Origin of the sequence: Maribacter zhoushanensis (assembly GCF_029350975.1) — a bacterium.
In the GTDB taxonomy this organism is placed as follows: Bacteria; Bacteroidota; Bacteroidia; order Flavobacteriales; family Flavobacteriaceae; genus Maribacter; species Maribacter zhoushanensis.
Genome location: NZ_JARKMR010000001.1, coordinates 1,461,507 through 1,480,791 on the forward strand (window position 1 = coordinate 1,461,507; position 19,285 = coordinate 1,480,791).

The 19,285-nt window shown below is 32.6% G+C and carries 11 protein-coding genes; all 11 read right to left on the bottom strand.

Going from position 1 to position 19,285, the window contains the following annotated elements; all coding sequences use genetic code 11:
• On the bottom strand, positions 1-5,856 hold the full coding sequence (locus PXD56_RS06305) for a BspA family leucine-rich repeat surface protein (RefSeq protein ID WP_276492467.1): 5,856 nt from the start codon (positions 5,854-5,856) through the stop codon (positions 1-3).
• 12 nt (positions 5,857-5,868) lie between these two features.
• Positions 5,869-6,264 carry a hypothetical protein gene (locus tag PXD56_RS06310; RefSeq protein WP_276492468.1) on the bottom strand — a complete coding sequence of 132 codons (396 nt, stop codon included), beginning with the start codon at positions 6,262-6,264 and terminating at the stop codon, positions 5,869-5,871.
• Positions 6,265-6,399: 135 nt separating this feature from the next.
• Positions 6,400-7,131: a LytR/AlgR family response regulator transcription factor gene (locus PXD56_RS06315; protein ID WP_276492469.1), complete on the bottom strand. Its 732-nt coding sequence runs from the start codon at positions 7,129-7,131 to the stop codon at positions 6,400-6,402.
• On the bottom strand, positions 7,128-8,819 hold the full coding sequence (locus PXD56_RS06320) for a tetratricopeptide repeat-containing sensor histidine kinase (protein WP_276492470.1): 1,692 nt from the start codon (positions 8,817-8,819) through the stop codon (positions 7,128-7,130). The genes PXD56_RS06315 and PXD56_RS06320 overlap by 4 nt, the downstream gene beginning before the upstream one ends.
• Positions 8,820-8,880: 61 nt before the next feature.
• Positions 8,881-9,867 (bottom strand): SPFH domain-containing protein, encoded by a 987-nt coding sequence (locus PXD56_RS06325; RefSeq protein ID WP_276492471.1) that lies wholly within the window; start codon positions 9,865-9,867, stop codon positions 8,881-8,883.
• Between the two features lie 140 nt (positions 9,868-10,007).
• On the bottom strand, positions 10,008-10,307 hold the full coding sequence (locus PXD56_RS06330; RefSeq protein ID WP_276492472.1) for a hypothetical protein: 300 nt from the start codon (positions 10,305-10,307) through the stop codon (positions 10,008-10,010).
• 304 nt (positions 10,308-10,611) lie between these two features.
• On the bottom strand, positions 10,612-12,891 hold the full coding sequence (locus PXD56_RS06335; protein WP_276492473.1) for a tetratricopeptide repeat protein: 2,280 nt from the start codon (positions 12,889-12,891) through the stop codon (positions 10,612-10,614).
• Positions 12,888-13,910: a hypothetical protein gene (locus PXD56_RS06340; RefSeq protein WP_276492474.1), complete on the bottom strand. Its 1,023-nt coding sequence runs from the start codon at positions 13,908-13,910 to the stop codon at positions 12,888-12,890. Before PXD56_RS06340 ends, PXD56_RS06335 begins: the two co-directional genes overlap by 4 nt.
• 438 nt (positions 13,911-14,348) lie before the next feature.
• Positions 14,349-15,005: a sterol desaturase family protein gene (locus tag PXD56_RS06345; RefSeq protein ID WP_276492475.1), complete on the bottom strand. Its 657-nt coding sequence runs from the start codon at positions 15,003-15,005 to the stop codon at positions 14,349-14,351.
• Positions 15,006-15,015: 10 nt separating this feature from the next.
• On the bottom strand, positions 15,016-16,374 hold the full coding sequence (locus PXD56_RS06350) for a hypothetical protein (RefSeq protein ID WP_276492476.1): 1,359 nt from the start codon (positions 16,372-16,374) through the stop codon (positions 15,016-15,018).
• A gap of 170 nt (positions 16,375-16,544) precedes the next feature.
• Positions 16,545-19,283, bottom strand: a complete 2,739-nt coding sequence (locus PXD56_RS06355; protein WP_276492477.1) for a toxin-antitoxin system YwqK family antitoxin — start codon at positions 19,281-19,283, stop codon at positions 16,545-16,547.
• Positions 19,284-19,285 lie beyond the last annotated feature (2 nt).

Sequence of the window (19,285 nt, forward strand, 5' to 3'; positions counted from 1 at the left end):
TTACCTTTTTATTAAGCTAAAATGTCCTCTTTCTTGAGCTCCAGAATCATGCACAATTACATACCAATAATCATCTTCGGGCATTGATTGACCTTTGTATGTGCCATCCCAACCCTCTGACTCAGGTCTTATTTGCTTTAAGATTTTTCCGAATCTATCCAGTACATAAATGTAGTCTATCGTGTTATCCTTATCCTCCACATTCCATGTATCATGGTAGCCGTCATTATTTGGTGTAAAAAATGGTGAAATACCTTCTGTGATAATTTCTATGATTTCTTCTTCTTCTTCTACTTCTTGTGAAAGTTCTTCTGTGGTAAATTCATTTGCAGAACATAGATCTGACTCTCCCATATTTGTTATCGCGAATACAGAAACGAAGTACGTACTGTTCTCATCTAACGAATTGGTTACTGTATATTCCAGCTCATTTTCTACTACAGTTTCTTCTATTTCCGTTCCTCCTAAACTAGTTCCAATTATCACTCTATAGCCAGTAGCCTCATTTACTGCTTGCCATGTAATGTTTGGATTAATAGAGACGTTGATACTATCATCAGCTGGGGTAGTAACTATAGGAGCTTCAGTTCCTGTAACATCCCAAGAACACGTTGTAGAATTAAACGTTACTGTTTGACCACATGAAGCTATTGGTTCAAGATCTTGTGTTCCTGTTACTTCCCACGAGCATGTTGCATTATTAAAAGTAGCGGTTTGCCAACATTCTGTTACTGGTTCAGGGTCAGCTGTACCGGTAACATCCCAAGAACAGGTTGTAGAATTAAACGTTACCGTTTGACCACATGAAGCTATTGGTTGAGGATCTTGTGTTCCTGTTACATCCCACGAGCATGTTGCATTATTAAATGTCGCTGTCTCCCAACATTCTGTTATTGGCTCTGGGTCAGCTGTACCGGTAACATCCCAAGAACAGGTTGTAGAATTAAACGTTACCGTTTGACCACATGAAGCTATTGGTTGAGGATCTTGTGTTCCTGTTACTTCCCACGAGCATGTTGCATTATTAAAAGTAGCTGTTTGCCAACATTCTGTTACAGGTTCAGGGTCAGCTGTGCCAGTAATATCCCAAGAACAGGTTGTTGAATTAAATGTTACTATTTGACCACAGGATGCCGGTAGTTCTGGGTCTTGTGTTCCTGTTATCTCCCATGAACAAGTTGCATTATTGAAAGTTGCGGTCTCCCAACATTCTGTTATTGGTTCTGGGTCAGCTGTGCCGGTAACATCCCAAGAACAGGTTGTAGAATTAAACGTTACCGTTTGACCACATGAAGCTATTGGTTGAGGATCTTGTGTTCCTGTTACTTCCCACGAGCATGTTGCATTATTAAAAGTAGCTGTTTGCCAACATTCTGTTACAGGTTCAGGGTCAGCTGTGCCAGTAATATCCCAAGAACAGGTTGTTGAATTAAATGTTACTATTTGACCACAGGATGCCGGTAGTTCTGGGTCTTGTGTTCCTGTTATCTCCCATGAACAAGTTGCATTATTGAAAGTTGCGGTCTCCCAACATTCTGTTATTGGTTCTGGGTCAGCTGTGCCGGTAACATCCCAAGAACAGGTTGTAGAATTAAACGTTACCGTTTGACCACATGAAGCTATTGGTTCAGGATCTTGTGTTCCTGTTACTTCCCACGAGCATGTTGCATTATTAAATGTAGCGGTTTGCCAACATTCAGTTGTTGGCTCTGGGTCAGCTGTGCCGGTAACATCCCAAGAACAGGTTGTAGAATTAAACGTTACCGTTTGACCACATGAAGCGATTGGTTCAGGATCTTGTGTTCCTAGGTTTTCCCAAGTACATGAGGTAGTATTAAATTGGTAGTCGTCCCAACAATTTGTAGCGGTAGGTTCCACTTCTTGAGTTCCTAGGTTTTCCCAAGAACAAGAGGTAGTATTGAATTGATAATCATCCCAACAATTTGTAGCAGTTGGTTCCACTTCTTGAGTTCCTTGGTTTTCCCAAGTACAAGAGGTACTATTGAATTGATAGTCATCCCAACAATTAACATTAGTTGGTTTATCAAGATCAATATAGGTTGCTCCTAAACAATTTTCACCATTGTTAATTGCAACAGCATCTATCTCATTCCAACCTGGCACCGCTGGGCTATCTAGTTCTATTCTTACTTCGGAAACATCAAATGTTGTTTGTGGAAATTCAATTTTTAAAATTCTAGAACATGTAATATGAATAGGAGTTGCCGTATATACTGATTCCCATTGATCTGTATTAGGATTTTTTACTAGCACATTGTCTATTGCCCCTCCGTTGTAAGTTTCAAAAATGTGTATAGCACTTATGGGAGCAGGATTATCAAATCGTAATTCTATCCATTCTCTTTGTGCATCTTGGGTTCTAGAAGCCCATGTGCCTATTAAATCTCCATAATTCGGATATATATTGAATGCTCCTAAAGCTTGTTGTGCAGACCAAGAGTTTGTATTAAACTCCGTACTAAAACCTATTACCTCTGCAGCATAATTACATGCCTGCGATGCATTCTCTGTTGTTGTAAACTCGATTACTGTACAAGAAGTAGATTCAACAGTATTATTTATTGCAAAAACAGAAACGAAATAAGTTGTATTTTCTAATAAATTGTTTGTAGGTGTATAACTCAATACATTACCTAAAGTCTCATTCACTATATCTGTACCACCAGAACTTGTACCTACAGTTAATCTATAGCCAGTTGCTCCTGTTGTGGCATTCCATGTAATGGTCGGACTAATAGATACACCCGTTGCCGTGTTAAATGGTGCATTTACCTCTGGGCAATTAGGGACCGTAGTTATTGTTTCGGTTTTAAATTCAACAACAGAACAAGAAGTGGATTCAACAGTATTATTTATAGCAAAAACAGAAACAAAATAAGTTGTGTTTTCTAATAAATCGTTTGTAGGTGTATAACTTAGTACATTACCTAAAATTTCATTCGCTATATCTGTACCACCAGAACTTGTACCTACAATTACTCTATAACCAGTTGCTCCAGTTGAAGCATTCCATGTAATCGTAGGGTTAATCGAAACATCTGTGGCTGTATTTGTTGGCGAAGTTACAACTGGACACGAAGGAGTGATGACTGCACATTCTTTGCCAGCATCAGTAATTGTCCAACTATCAGAGGCTATCATATTATCCCTTGCAGTTTCCCCAGCGCAATATTTACTATTCCCTCCAGAAAATGGTACACCAGGTTTTAAGGTTTGTGAATTCCATCCGTTTAATAATGCATCATAATTTGTAGTAGATAATGTTACAGACTGAAACATATTTTCAGCATTCTCAATACTGGTAACATTCCAAGCCCCTATATTTTGATTAAAAGACGTAGCACCAGAAAACATAAGTTCCGTATTATCTACGCTTCCTGTATTCCAATCTCCTATACTTTCATTAAAAGCTATAGCATCAGTGAACATTCGCCACATATCAGTTACTTTTGATGTATCCCAACCTCCGATATCTTGGTTAAAATTATCCGTGCTTGAAAACATATTGGACATGTCTGTTACGGCAGAAGTATCCCAATTGGTAATATTTCCATTGAAGGCTTTAGCAGATCGGAACATGTTTTCCATGTTTGTAACTTTCGATGTTTTTGTTGCCCAATCTTCTAATTCTTGATTAAAAACGGTACAACTTTGAAACATCCAGCCCATGTCTGTAACATTAGAAACATCCCAACCTCCAACGTCTTGATTAAAAGCAAAACAGCGATAAAACATCGCATTCATATTCTCTACATTAGAAACATCCCAATCTCCTATGTCTTGATTAAAAATAAGACAACTTTCAAACATAGAGGCTGTATTTTCTACCATAGATAAATTTGGTTTGTCTGTAAAATTACCTTCTAAGTTTTCACAGCCGTTGAATGCATTTTGCATACTGCTCCAAACTTGAGAACCCCATTGGTCAATAGCGGTAATTTTTTCTTTATCTAATCCATTATTAAAGTATATTCTTGGAAAATCGCCCTGTATTCTTATCGTATACGTGCCTGCAGTGCCAAAATCATGAGTTACATTTCCAGTTATACCAAGCTCATCGAAAACCCCATCATTATTCCAGTCTACATCATAATTATAGCCGGTGCCGTTAGTTGGTATGGTTATGGAAGTATTGCTAGAAGTCCCTGGGTTATCTGTTTTCCAAGTGGTTACAAAATCATTTAAGGACTTTGCAACTGTGGTAACATTTAAAGTAATTGTATTTCTTTTTAAAGTTAACCCCATAACTATATCACTTGTAACCTCGCAATAATACTCTCCAGCATCTGTTGTTTGCAGGTTGGTTAAATTTAATGTGGCATTGGTAGCACCTGTTATTGGAGAGTTGTCTTTAAACCATTGGTAATTATTTTGTGATCCACTACATGTAGTAGTCATTGTGGTAGAAGTACCTGTATTTAGATTTCTTGTTTCAACGGCATCAAGAAGTGCTTGTGAGGTGTATTGAAAACTACTTAAATAATCGTCATACCAAACAAATTCGTTTTCAAAATCTCCAAATTCAAAAGCATTGTTTGTAATGTAAAAGCTATTAAAATTGGTCAATGTTGTAAAATTGGGTATAGAACCTGATAATTGATTCCTATCAACCTGTAAGGTTAATAAAGTTGAAAGATTCGCTAGTTCTTCTGGTAGCGTCCCGCTTAATAAATTGTTACTAAAAAATATATACCTTAAAGATGGACTATTTCCTATTTCTGGCGGTATACTTCCACTTATTTGATTATTTTGAAAGCTTAATTGCTGTAAACTTGGTAAGTTAGAGAGTTGCCATGGAAGGCTACCAGTAATCATATTTGATGTTAAGTGAATTTGTAGAATACTAGTCATTCCCCCTATTTCATGAGGAATACTTCCTGATAGTTGATTATCACTTAAGTATAAATACTGTAATGAAGTTAAATCACCTATTTCCGCCGGAATACTACCCGTGAGCATATTATCTTGTAAATAAAGCGAAGTTAAATCAGACAACAGTCCAATTTCAGGTGGTATGTTACCCGATAATTGATTATCAGAAGCTCTTAGGTTAATTAGCCTATTAAGTGAACCTATAGATGAAGGAATTTCACCATCAAGTTGATTATCATTTAACCATAGGTGTTCAAGAAAAGTTAAATTACCAATATTAAAAGGGATGCTACCCGTAAATGAATTTCTATCTAGGTATAAAGATTGCAATTTTGTTAGCTCAGTAAGTTCATCAGGTATTGTACCATTAAGATTGTTATCAGCTAAACTTAAAAAGGTTAACTCTGTTAAATTCTGAATTTCGGTTGGAATAGAGCCTGTAAGGTTATCATTATGATCAAGGGCTAAATATGTTAAGTTCGTTAAGTTGCCTAAGCTTAAGGGTATAGTTCCACTAAAATTATTATAACCTATTTCCAATACCTTCAAAGTAGTAAGGTTTCCAATTTCTATAGGTATACTAGTCCCTGTTAAATCAGCATATTCTATAAGTAACTCTGTTAAAAATGGAAAATCACCTATTTCAGGTGGAATACTACCTGATAAATTGTTTTGGTCGTTAAATTGACTAAGTTCTAAACTAGTTATATTATTACCCACTACTGTTACTCCGTACCAATCGCTCGTAACAGGTTGTGAGAAATCCCAATCATCGGAGTTGTCTGCATCATTCTGACTAATCCAATTTGGTCCGTCTAAAGAATTATAAACCGCTTCTAAGGCTATTTTCTCTGCAGGAGTTACTTGGCTAAAAGAAATAGATGTAATGAGAAAAAAGAACAATATCGCATATTGTCTCCCTATTCGTTTCTTAACAGCTAGAGTAGGGGCTATTCTAAACATATTGTGGGGGTGTTATATTTTTTGGTTGACGAAATCAGCGATTTCTCTTTGGTCTGTTATAGAAATGGCTACTGAATCTAGAATTACTTTTTTATCCGGATTTTTTAATTTGATATATCCGTTTAAGGCACGACTGTCTAAATTTATTTTTTTAATGTTGGTAAAAGGGTAGAAGTTTTTGTCTTGTGACGAGAGTAGATTAATACCTTCATCACTTAACTCAATTACTGGTATAATAGGATTATTGGAAATACTTATAATTTTAGAAATGGAAATACCAATAAGGGGAAGAGCTTGCCATGCAAAATATTCAATTAATATCCATCCAAATATTGGCAGACCTATGCCCGCTGCCAATAGAAAATACCATAATAGTAGATTCTCTTTTTTATAATAAATTTTAGTCATTTTAGGTTGGTCAAAGCCTTAGTGGCCTTTGTTGGTTTTGAAACCTAAATAACAAGAATTATATAAGAAAAGTGTAATGGTACCAGACCAATTGATAAGTGTAGTGTCTTAATTGATATTCGACAATTTTATTACCTATTCATTTAATAGTGTGGCTTTTATTTCTGCTTTTCTTCTGGCAGAAATAGCGACAACGTCATTGTTTTTTAAGAGAATAGAATCATTTTCAAGGCTAAGAATGTGTTTTTTGTTTACTAAATATGATTGATGAGTTCTTATAAAAATATCTTCAGGTAAAAGTTCTTGATAATGTTTCAGGTTTTTTGAAACCAGAATAGTTTCATCTTCTGTGACTATTTTGGTATACGATCCGTCTGACTGGCAATAAAGTATAGTGTCTACTTCTAGAAAATGTACTTTTTTTGCTGTTTTAAGAGCAATTTTTTGAATAGTAGATGCTTTATTATCTTTTAAGTTTTTTAAGAGGGTTTTGGTTTCCTTTTCTACATAAACCATAGATTTTACCCTTTCTAATGTATTTTTTAATTCATCTGGTGCTATAGGTTTAAGTATATAGTCTAAAGCATTGTACTTAAATGCCCGTATGGCAAATTCGTTGAATGCGGTTATGAAGACAAGTTTAAAATCTATTTGGGGAATTTGCTCTAATAAATCAAAACTATTACCATCTTCAAGCTCAATATCTAAAAACACTACATCTGGTTTGCAGCTTGTAAGCATGGTTTTTGCACTTTTAATTGAAGCGGCTTCACCTACTACAACATATGTGCTCGATATTAGTTTGAGCATTTTTTTAATCAATTCCCTAACATTGATTTCATCATCTATAATCGCAATTTTAATCATGGGCGCAGGTCTAAAAATATGGATACTTTGGTTCCTTTATTATTGTCTAGAGCTTTTATAGAAAACTTTTTTTCTTCACCTAAGTCTCTTAATTTTAGACGTTTTAAGAAGATGTCTATAGCATGCTCGCGATTGTCTCTAACCTTTTCTTTATTGTAGCCAATACCGTTATCTATAATTTCTATATGGGTATATTTTTCTTGCTCTGTAATATTTATTTGAAGTAACCCTTTTTCATTTTTCGGCTTTAAACCATGCTCAATTGAATTTTCAATAAAAGGTTGTAATAGCATTGGAGGTAATTTTATTATTGATACCTCAATATCATCAGATATGTTTATCTCGTAATCAAACTTATTTTCAAAACGTAATTGTTGGGTTTCTATATAATTCTTTAAAATGTCAAGGTCTTCTTCTAATGTAATTCGCTTTTTGTTCACTACATCGAAATTTTGTCTAACCAATTTGGCAAAGCGAGTAAGGTAGGTGCTGGATTTTATAGGGTCTTCGTCAAAGAACGTTTTTTGTATAGCGGTAAGTGCATTAAATACAAAATGCGGATTCATTTGTGTTCTTAGAATTTTTTGCTCTAGTTCTAATTTTTGTTGTTTTAGCTCTAGTCTTGAATTTCTGTTCTTCTGAAAAACGTAAAGCCCAAGAGCTAATAAAAAACTTAAAATTGCACCTAATATTATCTTGTTCTTTTTATTTAGTTCTAACTCTTTTTTTAAATTTTCTTGTTCAATGAATTGCTCATTTTTTCTATTGATCAATTTCATTTTTTCTTCACTCTCATATGAAGTCAATAATTGGGTGACAGAGTCTTTCTTTCTAATTAACTCTGGTATACTTTTAAAATCTTCATCTTTTACCGCAGCTTCAACCAATACTTCATAAATTTCTTGTTGAATGAGATAGTGCTCTGTACGCTCTTCAATCTTTAGCGCCTTTTGGTAAATGGCTATACACTTTTTAGGGTCATCTTGTATTAAATGAACATAGCCTAAATTTCTTAATGCGTTTGTATTTAACCTATCGATCTTATTATTTATTTCTATCGCTTTTTCATAGTAAGATATAGCCTCATCATAATTTTCTGTTTGTTCAAGTATAAAACCTAAATTGTTATATGAAGCAGACAAAGTTTCTTTGTCGTTCAATGCTATTTGTAGGTCTATGGCTTTTTTTACGTGCGCAATAGAAGCATTATAATCTCCTGCCAAAAAAGAAAGGTGACCTAAGGAATTTAAAGTTTTGGCTTCTCCTTTTTTGTCTCCGATCTCTTTAAAGAAATTATAAGCGGTATTGGTATATATGGCAGCGGTATCTTGCTTTGAAATCATAGCATAAGAATCTCCTAAAAGCATATTTGTCTTAGCTAGGTATTCTTTGTTAGATTCTTTTTGAAACAAGTACAGCGCTTCATTTAAGCTGCCAATTGCCTCAACATCTTTTTCTAAGGTCGCCAATAACCTTCCTTTCTCATGAAATAAAATAGCCCTTCTTTTATCTGAGTAATCCTCATATTTAATTAAGCTATCTATTTTTTGAAGTGACGGTCTTAAGTTGGTGTCAGAAATGTATTCTAAAAATTCACTATCGGTGAATGTATTGTTCTGAGTGTTTTTGTTACAACAGTTAAACGAAACAATGATTAAAAGAAGAAGAGCTACTATTGTTTGTTTCATGTTTCTGAACTCAAAGTACATCAATGTAAAGAATTTTAGATTTTTTGAAGATATGCTTTTATTACATACTATCTAAAATTGCTTTTTTCTTATCTGTGTATTCGCTTTCTGTTATTAACTCCATCTCAAACAATTCTTTTAGCTTTTTAAGTTTGATCATTGGGGGCTCATTAGATGTTTGTTGTTGAACGCCTTGGTTCAATGCTGAGTTTGCCTGAGTGCCGGCATTTAAGCCCATTAGTACACCTGCTGCCCCGGTTTCATTATTCGCTGCATCTCGCATTGCTGCTATTCGCTGCATTTCTGTGTATTCCAATCCAGCAATTTTAGCGGCCAACACTTCTGCCTGTACATCAGATATTTTTGCTATTCTTTCTACAGTATCCTTATCGAACTGTGAACCTTCTATTCTAAAATCAAGCACTTCAAAACCTAAATCGGCAAAAACAGAAGTTGTTTTGTTTTTTGCCTCAATAGCTATTGTATTTAAATTGCTATCAATGTTAACATAAGAGAATTTTGCATTGGCCAAATAATCTGTAATGGGTTGTGTTACTCTTGAAATAAAGACTTCTTTTAAATGAGAGTGGCAATATATTTCCTGCCCCGCTATTACATTTTCAAAAAACCATTGTGGTTTTGTTATTCTAATACTGTAATTGCCAAAGGCAGAAAGCAATATAGGAAAGGTGTAAATGGGGTCAGTATATGCAATAGGCACGCGAGTACCCCAGCGCATATTTAAAATATCAGCTTTTCTATAAAACCAAATTCCCATAACGTGTTCACTACGTTCACGCAAAGAGAGAAGCTTTTTTAAAGAAGTCAAAAACGGAGTGTTGTCCGATTTTAGGTCATACATTCCTTCTTCAACTAAAACACTTTGTACCTTACCTTCATAGGTTAAAATACAACCTTGACCTGGTTGTAAAATTAACTTTGATGCATTTTTAATTTCATCTCCTTTGTCTGTGAACTTGATAAAAAGCTCCTTTTCATTAGGATCTTCCCATTGTATTACTGAACGATATTGGTTTGCTATATTCATTTGAAAAACTGGTATTAAAAAGCCTTCAAAAACAATAATAGCTATAGTTCCTAGTTATTGCAATTCTGATTGATAAGCGTAAACATCTAGTTTGTAAGTACTATGAATTTATACGAAAAGGCGTTTGGTCATTATGTAATTCACCCTTCAATTACATGAGTGTTAACTTTGTCAGAAGTTTGGTCTGGTTGTTTTTTAAGTTGTTCTACAGTAAATAGAGCACTTAATGCTGCTAATAACAATGCAGGTAAAACTGCTATAAAAATACCATCGTCTATATCAGTATCTGTAAGTGCAAAAATTAAAATTATAGTAACTATTTCTACACCGAACCAAGTAAGTATCAATCTCCAAATCCATTTACTAGGTTTTATATTTTTTTCTTCAGCTATTGCTCTAATTTTTTTGGTAAAATAACCAATTGCTAAAATTTCTAACATAGATACTATTTTTAGGTTTGTGAATTAATTGGATATATATAACCCTAAAATGCTATTTATATTTCTTTTACCTATAAACAATTTATATGCGTAGTAAATTAGTTTACAAGTGTAAGAAAAGGGTAGAGGATAAGTATTTTGAACAGGTAAATTCATTATTTTAGATATGTTGGATAACTATAAATTTTATTCTCTCAATACACTTTTTCCCAACTTAAAAATTTCTATTTATTACTATCGCATTAAAACTACATTTTAAAAATCGACGTTGTCTTTAATATATTCATTAGGTTTATTTACTGAACTACTGCGATGTATACAGCTTAAAATAGCTACACTCATCAATAATCATATCATAGAAATCTGTAGATGAGTATTCTTTTTCTAAAGTTTTGAAGCTTTTATATTGGGGTAATTTAAAAGTGTAATAGGCATTCTCTTTTACCTCAAAAGTTTTTGAAGCGCCTACATTATAAAAATTGTTTAATTCACACTTAGCCATTAGATATAAACACCGTGCATTAAGCTCTTTATTTGTAGAAAGGTCTATGGTGTTTTGATAATACTGCATGGCAACAGAACTCATATCAAAATAGGTTTTGTCATGTAGAAATATTGTAGATAAATTATAGTTTTCTTTATTTTTGATTATGGCGTCTGCTTCTTTAATTTGATCGTTATAGGTGTAACTATGACTGCAGCAGTTAGAATTACTAGTTAAGAGCCCTCTATAATACCCTGTGTTAGATATATTGAAGTAATAATTACCCAATAGGTAATTGGCTAACTTTACTTTCCATTGTTTTTCATCTTGCCTTAATTGCTCTAAAGCAATCAAATTTTCTGCTAGTTGTTTTCTATTAAATGTTTTGGTGATAAAAGGGAAGGCTTTATAAACTTCATCTACCATAACCTCACTATCTACACAATCAAAACATTCTTTTATATTGTTACTAAAAATTAATGCAGGTATTGATTTCTGGCCAACATACGTTTTATTTTTATTAAAAAATACTAATGCTTGCGTAGGGTTTTGTTCATATAAATAATACACCCCTTTTTGGTAATTGATGTAGTCTAGATAGTTTACCTTATCATTTGTACTTATTTGAATCAGTTGCTTTTCGTAGGCACTTTTATTTTGTTTTAAATAGAATTTTTCTAAATCATTTAAAAGTTCTAATGATTGTATTTTATTGGTATTCTGTATGCTATTATGAACTAAAAACGATTTAGCAATTTCACCATTGTCTAAATAGGTATGTGCTATTTTATCTAAGATAATTAAACGCCAATCTTCTGCACTTTCATCTTTCTTAATTGGGTTTTCTAGTAAAAATTTATGAATGTAATTTTCATTTTCTGGGCTAATAGTTTTCCAAGTAAATACCTCATAAACAATGTTTAATATCTTCTTTTGATCAGAGAATGTCTTTACTTCGTTTAATTTGTTCTTGGCTGTAGTAAGATCTTTATTTATAAAGGATAAATAAGAACTGGCCATTCTCCAGAAATCTTTATTTTTTACCCCAAAAGCTATTTGCTGTTCTGCTACCTGTAATAAGTTAGCGTGTTTATTATTAGCTTTTAGATATGGTAATTCCTTTTTATGCTCATAACTATCGGTTTCCCAAACAATGCGTTCTACATTGTTTAAAGCACGCATAAAAAGTAGTTCTACACGAGCATCATTTGCATCTAAAGCAATAAACTTTTTAATGTTGTTTACTTCATCTGAAAAATCACGTAGGCTACGAATTAGCAGTAAGTCTTTTTCATCTTCTATACCATTTATGTAGTTAGAACCGTCTACGTTTTTAAAAGTGCAAAAATTAAAACTGTTATAAGCAGATTTTTTTTTGTCAATACTATTGTTAAGAACCTTGGTAAAGTAATAGGCTGCAGTATCATAATTACCTGTTGAGTAATGGCAACCTGCAACTTGGTCTAATATGTAATAATATATTTCATTTTTAGTTACTTTATCTTCAATCGTATTTTCAAAAAATGCAATAGCCTCATTATAATTTTTAGTGTAATGCAATGCTCTGATAATTTGATAATAATACCTTGCCTTTAATTGTTCATTACTTATTGTGGCTAGTAGTGTATTTGCTTCGGATACTAAATCTTCTGCATCTAAAGATTCATATTCTGATTTTAATAAAGCTGCCTCATAGTCCCAGGTGCTAACCGCGCTTCTAAAAGAGAATACTTCGCTACATTTTTGAGCAAATGCTAAATAGTTTTTTACATCTATTTCTAAAGTTGATTTTTTGTTTTTCCAATCAAAATCAGGATAGTTATAAACGGCATTTTCTATCTCTGAAGTAGTCCAGTTGGTAAGCATACTTTCCCAAAGTTGTACATTTCCTTTTGGGTAGACTTTTTTAGCGTTTGCATTATAGTAATAATGCTCTTCATAAAAATGGTTGTATTCATCACGCAAAAAAGGATAGAATTCTTCTGCAGAAATATTAGTTTGTTTAAATAGATTATAAAAGCCACCATACCATTCTCCGCCAACACAAGCCAGCGTTATTGAAGTGAAAAATAGCGTTATTAACGTGAGTGTATTTTTCATAATTCGGTTATTATTTTTTGTAAATCTAAGCTGTTCAAAGCATGGTCATCTAAATGATAAAAGATAATATTATCAATCTTCAACTTACTATTTTTAACGGTTTTGTATAAGTTAATAATTTCGTTTTCAGTTAACTCTTCTAGTTTTAAATTATACCCATTACTCAGGTAAAAACCTCTATATAAAGTGTCTTTCACTACAGTAAAGTTAGTGTCATCTACTTTTGTGAAATGGGAATCTTTCTCTAAAATAGAACGTTCTGTGTCTTTTATAATTTTAATCTTATTTGACGTGTTGGTAACTATGGTTTGCGAAAAAAGGGGCAATCCAAGGCTTAATCTTAAAGGGTAGCTGGTATTTGAATTTATATATTTTTGTACTATTCTATTTTCTAAAATTGAATTCTCATTTCTATTCTTTAAATCACCAATATTGTACAACATTAATGTTCCTGATTTTACAGGAGGAATACCGGTTCGTTTCTGAAATTTTATCTGATGTAACCTTATGGTTGTAGATACTTCAAATTCATTATTCATTAATTTTAAAAACTCAAAATAGGCATTCTTTGTAGTCTGCGTCCAATCACAATCAATCTGAATTATGTTTAGTTTTTTTTGAAATTGCTTTTCACTTATTTCATGTATTAATCGGGTAGTGCGCTCAGCTAAACCTTTAATGTCAATTTTGTCTTTAAAAACATGATTTGTAATATATACTACAGGTACAATTTCATAATCTTGATACGCTTCATCTACTTCTCTTAATAGATATACAGGGTAAATACCATCATTTTCCGTATCATTTTTGTCTACTAAATTGAGGTCGAAGTAATGTAAGTAAACCTTTTTGCTATCAGCTAAAGTCAATGCTTCTTTATAAGTTTCATTATATGTTGCTTTAGCTTTCCAGTGATAGAAAGAAATGTTCTTTTCCTTACTAGTGTTAGCACAATTATAAAATAATGTACCTACTATAAATAGCAGTAATGTTAATTTTAAATATGGTGTTTTTATCACTTTTATTTGTTTAACTAGTAGATATAAGTAGTACTATTTTACTTTATATTTTAGAACCTTTTTAATTCGTTAATTTTTTAAGTCCACCATTTTTACATCATATTTAATTTAACTAATCTTACCTTGTATCGGGTTTTGATGTAATTAAAATGGTAAAAGTTTTATCAATAATTTGACTACCGTTTATTGTAAACTTTTAAGTTAAAATCTTGCCATACTGCTTCCGTCTGCAATCCACATTATAATATATAATAGAACTACATACATAATAGTAAAAGAAATAAACCATAAGGCTCTTTTTTTTCTTTTATTTATAAACGCACTTACAGCAAGTATTATTAATACTAAAGGTACTCCTACAATTATAAATAAGGGTATTAAAACCATTTTACCTGGATTAAATTGTAAAATCTGCATAACCTTATTCTTTTTATAACCTCAATGCTTATAATAGGTGCCAAATAACTTATCCCATATAACCGTGTAGAAACCAAAGTTTTGATTGGCTTGTTGATGATGAGTTAAATGAAAAACATGATTGCCAAAAAGCCAAGGTTGCTTGGTAGCGTTGGTATTTAAATGCCCTATAACACCCAAGACCCAGTTTAAAAATAGAAAAGCTAGAAAACTATAGAGATTAAGTTGAATGAAATAAGCACAGGCAGTTAAAAGCAACCCAAATAATATAGTTTCTGAAGGTGCCATTACATATAAACTAATTGCATTGAAGTATTCATGAGCGTGATGTTTGTCATGAAATTTATTGAACGGCCAAATGAAATGAGATACTAAATGTAGTAGGTACATTAGCAAATCAAAAGTAAAAAAGAGTAATATAAAATCTATTATAAAGTTAGCATCTGTGGTAAACCTAATATATTGATTGTTGTACAAATAGTAACCAGGTATGGCTATCAAAATATTAATAACCATAACTGCTAAACTATTATAAATATCATGCTTTGTAAGCTCTAGAGTTTTGTGGTTGTAAACTTTAGACCAAGTATAGCTTATTGCAATGGTACATAAATACATAAGAATGTTAGCGGCAATTAAGCCGCCCCAAAACATATATGTATTATCTAAAAATTTCATTTTACGAATTTTACCAAATCAAAGGCTCAATATCTTGCCAAATTACCCAGCGGTTGGTTTCTTTTACATTCATATCTGTAACTAAGGTTTTGTCTCTTTCTGTTGCTGTTAAATCAAACTTTATGACATAACCAGAAAAAGTACCAATAACCAAACTCTTTTTATCGGCAGAATAGTCCATACTCATAATGGTGCCACCAACATGTAAATAAGCTTTGTCTTTTGGATCTTTAGGATTAGAATACCAAATGTACCCGTTGTTTGCACCTAGCAGATAACCATCTTTAAATGGTAGTATAGAAAATATCCAAGCATTATCGTTCATAAGGTCAAAACGCTCATCAAAATCTTGATACCAAGAAGTGTTTGCTTCAATAGGTAGATGTTTTAAATCCATACCTATTACGCCACTTTGTTGATAATGGCAAGAACCTAAGGCAATGTGGTCTAAAGAATCATGGAAAGCCACTGTATGTGGGTATTCTGAACGAGCTTGAACTTTACCTATGGTTTGGAAATGACCGTCTTTCTCTTCCAATATAAAATGCTCACTTGATTGAAAGCCCGTGGCAATTTTAGTATTGTCTGCTGATAAGGCTGCGTGGAAATAATCTAGGCTGACTTCAAAACTTTCATTTTCGTCATATTCTTCATAAAAATTTTCAACAAAATAAGGAAGCATTTCCTGTGTTGGAAATACACATTCGCTGCCTTGGTCACCAACTATAAATATACCATTTGTAGTTGCTAATAAAACTCTATTGCCATCATTAAAAACTATAGCACTTAGAACAATAAGACCATCTTTTTTAAAATTTGCAACTTTAATGTTTTCTGTTGCTTTTCCGTACCCTTTAGGATATTTAAAAATATGTATTGGATCGGCATCCCAATCTTTATAAACCTGAACTTCTTTTTTAGTGATTTTAACTACATATTCCTTATTGGCAGAAATTCCTATAGCACGTACTCCTTTTTGCTTGGTTATTTTGTCGTTTTCTAACAAATAGACGTTGCCGTTATCTAAGTAGATATTACCATCTGCACGTACTACAATTCTATCATCTTTTAGAACTATGACTTGATTGATACTTCTAGAGATACCATCATAAAATTGTTGGAACGGTTCATATGCTGGCGGAAATAATTCGCGTAATTTCTTATGCTCACCATTTTTGTTCAGTTCTATGGCTTTATGATAAACGGACTCTGCCATATCTGCTCTGGTTTCATTTGGTTCTTCAGGACCATCACCACCTTTGTAAATAGCATCTAAAAATGCATTTAGCTGATTTTTAAATTGTTCACCCTCTTTAATCCATCTTTCTGATAAAACTGTTGTAGCATCTTTTTTACTGAATAATCCCATAATTTCTTCTTTGTTGTAGTTAACTGAACTTCTAAGAAAAAGGATTATTGCCAAGTATAACTGACTAATTTGTATTCGTATCTATCTAATTTATATTTGTTAATTTGTTGTGCAAAAACTTTATTTTTAAGACTAATAATCAGAGTATTTACAATTAATCATTGGTTTAATTATGGTCTTTTAATAAGTTCTAAAACAGCTTCTTTGGTCAGAGTTGTTTCCATCTCTAAACGTTCTCCTTTATCATATTTCAAATAGCTATAGGTATTGCTACTTTTATCATAGCGAATATGAACACCGTCGTAAAAATCTCTATTTAAGATTATTCCTGTTGCTACATGCTTATCATCTATATAAGAATGCATGGTCACTTCACCGTCAACAAACAGCTTTTCTGGATTAAGAAAGTTTTTGTACGTAAACTTCTTAATATGTTTAAAACTAGGGTATGCCTTTAATAGAATTCCTTCTTTTTTTAAGCTGATTACTAATTGAGAATCTACCAAGGCATAATTAATATTATATCTAGCTTCGTTATAATTAATATTTATAGCTGTTATTATATTATCATGAAATTCTACTGTGCCGGCAGAAACGTCAATGTCAGAATACATTTCTACTTTCGCTTTAGTTTGTTCTTTATTCAAATAGGTACCTCTTAACATTACTAAATCTGAATCTTTCTCAGTAACAATAAAACCATTATCTGAATAGATAACCGTATTTCGTATTTTCTGATTTAGATCATCTTTGGTGACTATGGTTTTTAAAAGTTTTCCGTTTTTATATTCGTGAAAATGCAGCCTATCTTCTGTATGCTCCATAAACCTACCTTCATGGGGTCTACCAGATTTATATTGCATAGAATCTACAACAACAAGGGTTTCATAGTCATTAAAACCTACATACTGTGTACCTGAAATTATACCATTTTCATAGTTGGTAAATGAGGCTAATATAGATTCAAATTTGAAAAAGTCACCATTAAAAGGTTTGCCATCTTTGTAATTTCCTTGCGCAATTTCTCCTTTTGGATTTTTTAGGCGTGGCCAAGATTCTGATATAATAATACCTTTGTCAAATACAGCTTCTCTCTCTATTACTTCTTCTAGCCCAGTTTCTGTTATTTCTCTTTCAACCCCTTGTTTTAGTCCTTTTTTATAGATTGTGAATGTATGGTCATTTATAACTGTGCCCTTAATAGGTTTACCTTTCTTGTAGATGCAATTAGTTTTCTTTTTTAAGTCTTTTTCATAGAACTCAATTAATCCATGGCGTTCATTGTTTTTATAAGCTCCACTAATGCTCAAATTTCTATTTTCTTCATCTTGCTTTATAAAAACACCTTCTTTTATTCCGTTTTTATAGGTTGTCATTTCTCCGCTGTAAGCTATGTAATGAACACCATTGTAGGGTAATTCATCTTTAAAGGTTAATGTATAGGTTTTACCATTCGCAATAATTGTTTGCGCACTAACAATTCCGTTTTCGTAAGTGGTGTCACCAGTAAAAACGAAAGTATCATTTTCATAATCAAACTTAAAATTGTCTATTTTAACAGTAAGCCCATTTTCATAGTGCGTTCTGGTATAGTTGTCACAAACTTGACCCGTGTACGGTTTCCCTTTTTTGTAAATACATTCGCAAATTTCTGCGTCTATGAGGTTACTTTTTACATTTCCATTCAGTAAATCATTCTCATATTCTTGTTGTTCTAAAATTTCACCTACGCTGTTATATTGAGCAAATATGCCATGTTTTTCACCCTCTTTAAAAGAAGTAAAAAGCATACTGTACGGGTCATAGAAAGTTCCGTTCCAAGGTTTATCATCTTTGTAGATTCCTTTTGCTAATTCTTTTCCATCCTTTAGATAAAAGGCACTTTCACCATTTTTATCATAATTTTGAATATGTTCATAGGACTTTACCTGCTCCAAGTTATCGGAATAATACAAAGTTTGTTTACCATCTAATCTTCCTTCTTTGTAGCTAGAAATACTGTTAACATAATTATCTATAAATTGACCATTATAATGTTCGCCATCTTTATTTATACCTCTGGTCACTTCTACTTTTTTTCTCGAGTATCCTATTTCCTCACCTTCTAATTTTCCGTTGGCATATGTTTTTAAACTGCCATAGCTAAAAACGGTACCGCTATACGGTTTGCCATTCTTGTAATCAGCTTTTGAAAGTAGGTTTTCTTTGGCATCAAATACAGCGTACTCACCATGCATTTCTCCGTTTTTGAAATACATGTAGTCTTCTAGACTTTTAGCATCATCTTCTTCATTTATGAAAAAAGTGGCTAACATACCTTCTTTAATACTGCCATTTATATAACTGTTTTTACCTATTTCTTTTCCTTTTTTATCATAATATCTAGTAATACTAATACTATCGTTTTGTTGTATTTTTTTCTGTGCGATCTGATCGGAGTTTTCATAAAACATTTGTTGTCCAATACGATTACCTTCTTTGTAAATAGGAATAAACCCATTAAAACAACATGGGTCAATGAACGAACCTTCCCAGCCGTGACCATTTTTATACTTCCCTTTTGCTCTTAAGAATCCGTTTTGCGAATACACGATAGATTCTCCGTTAAGTATGCCGTTAGTATAATATCTGCTTTCAGAAAGCTTTCCGTCTTTGTGGTACCATTCTATTTTTCCTTCCATGGTTTCATCCTCAAGGTTAGACCAATATCCATTCATTTGTATTGTTCCGTTTACGAAGTAGTCTTTAACATGATACAGGTTATCTTCCTTTTCTAAAGGAATAGGTCTAAAAAAAGCCGCATTTGCTTTATCGGTTCTATGCCAATCTGAGTCAAAATAGAGCGTATCTTTTTGTGCGGATATTTGGGTTGTAAAAACTAAAAAGAGTAAGAAGAGTAGATTTTTCATTT

Excerpts from the sequence above, each read along its gene's own strand:
- PXD56_RS06350 (WP_276492476.1), bottom strand. The coding sequence starts at position 16,374 with ATGGGATTATTCAGTAAAAAAGATGCTACAACAGTTTTATCAGAAAGA.
- PXD56_RS06335 (WP_276492473.1), bottom strand. The coding sequence starts at position 12,891 with ATGAAAAATACACTCACGTTAATAACGCTATTTTTCACTTCAATAACG.
- PXD56_RS06310 (WP_276492468.1), bottom strand. The coding sequence starts at position 6,264 with ATGACTAAAATTTATTATAAAAAAGAGAATCTACTATTATGGTATTTT.
- PXD56_RS06355 (WP_276492477.1), bottom strand. The coding sequence starts at position 19,283 with ATGAAAAATCTACTCTTCTTACTCTTTTTAGTTTTTACAACCCAAATA.
- PXD56_RS06330 (WP_276492472.1), bottom strand. The coding sequence starts at position 10,307 with ATGTTAGAAATTTTAGCAATTGGTTATTTTACCAAAAAAATTAGAGCA.
- PXD56_RS06320 (WP_276492470.1), bottom strand. The coding sequence starts at position 8,819 with ATGAAACAAACAATAGTAGCTCTTCTTCTTTTAATCATTGTTTCGTTT.
- PXD56_RS06315 (WP_276492469.1), bottom strand. The coding sequence starts at position 7,131 with ATGATTAAAATTGCGATTATAGATGATGAAATCAATGTTAGGGAATTG.
- PXD56_RS06345 (WP_276492475.1), bottom strand. The coding sequence starts at position 15,005 with ATGAAATTTTTAGATAATACATATATGTTTTGGGGCGGCTTAATTGCC.
- PXD56_RS06305 (WP_276492467.1), bottom strand. The coding sequence starts at position 5,856 with ATGTTTAGAATAGCCCCTACTCTAGCTGTTAAGAAACGAATAGGGAGA.
- PXD56_RS06325 (WP_276492471.1), bottom strand. The coding sequence starts at position 9,867 with ATGAATATAGCAAACCAATATCGTTCAGTAATACAATGGGAAGATCCT.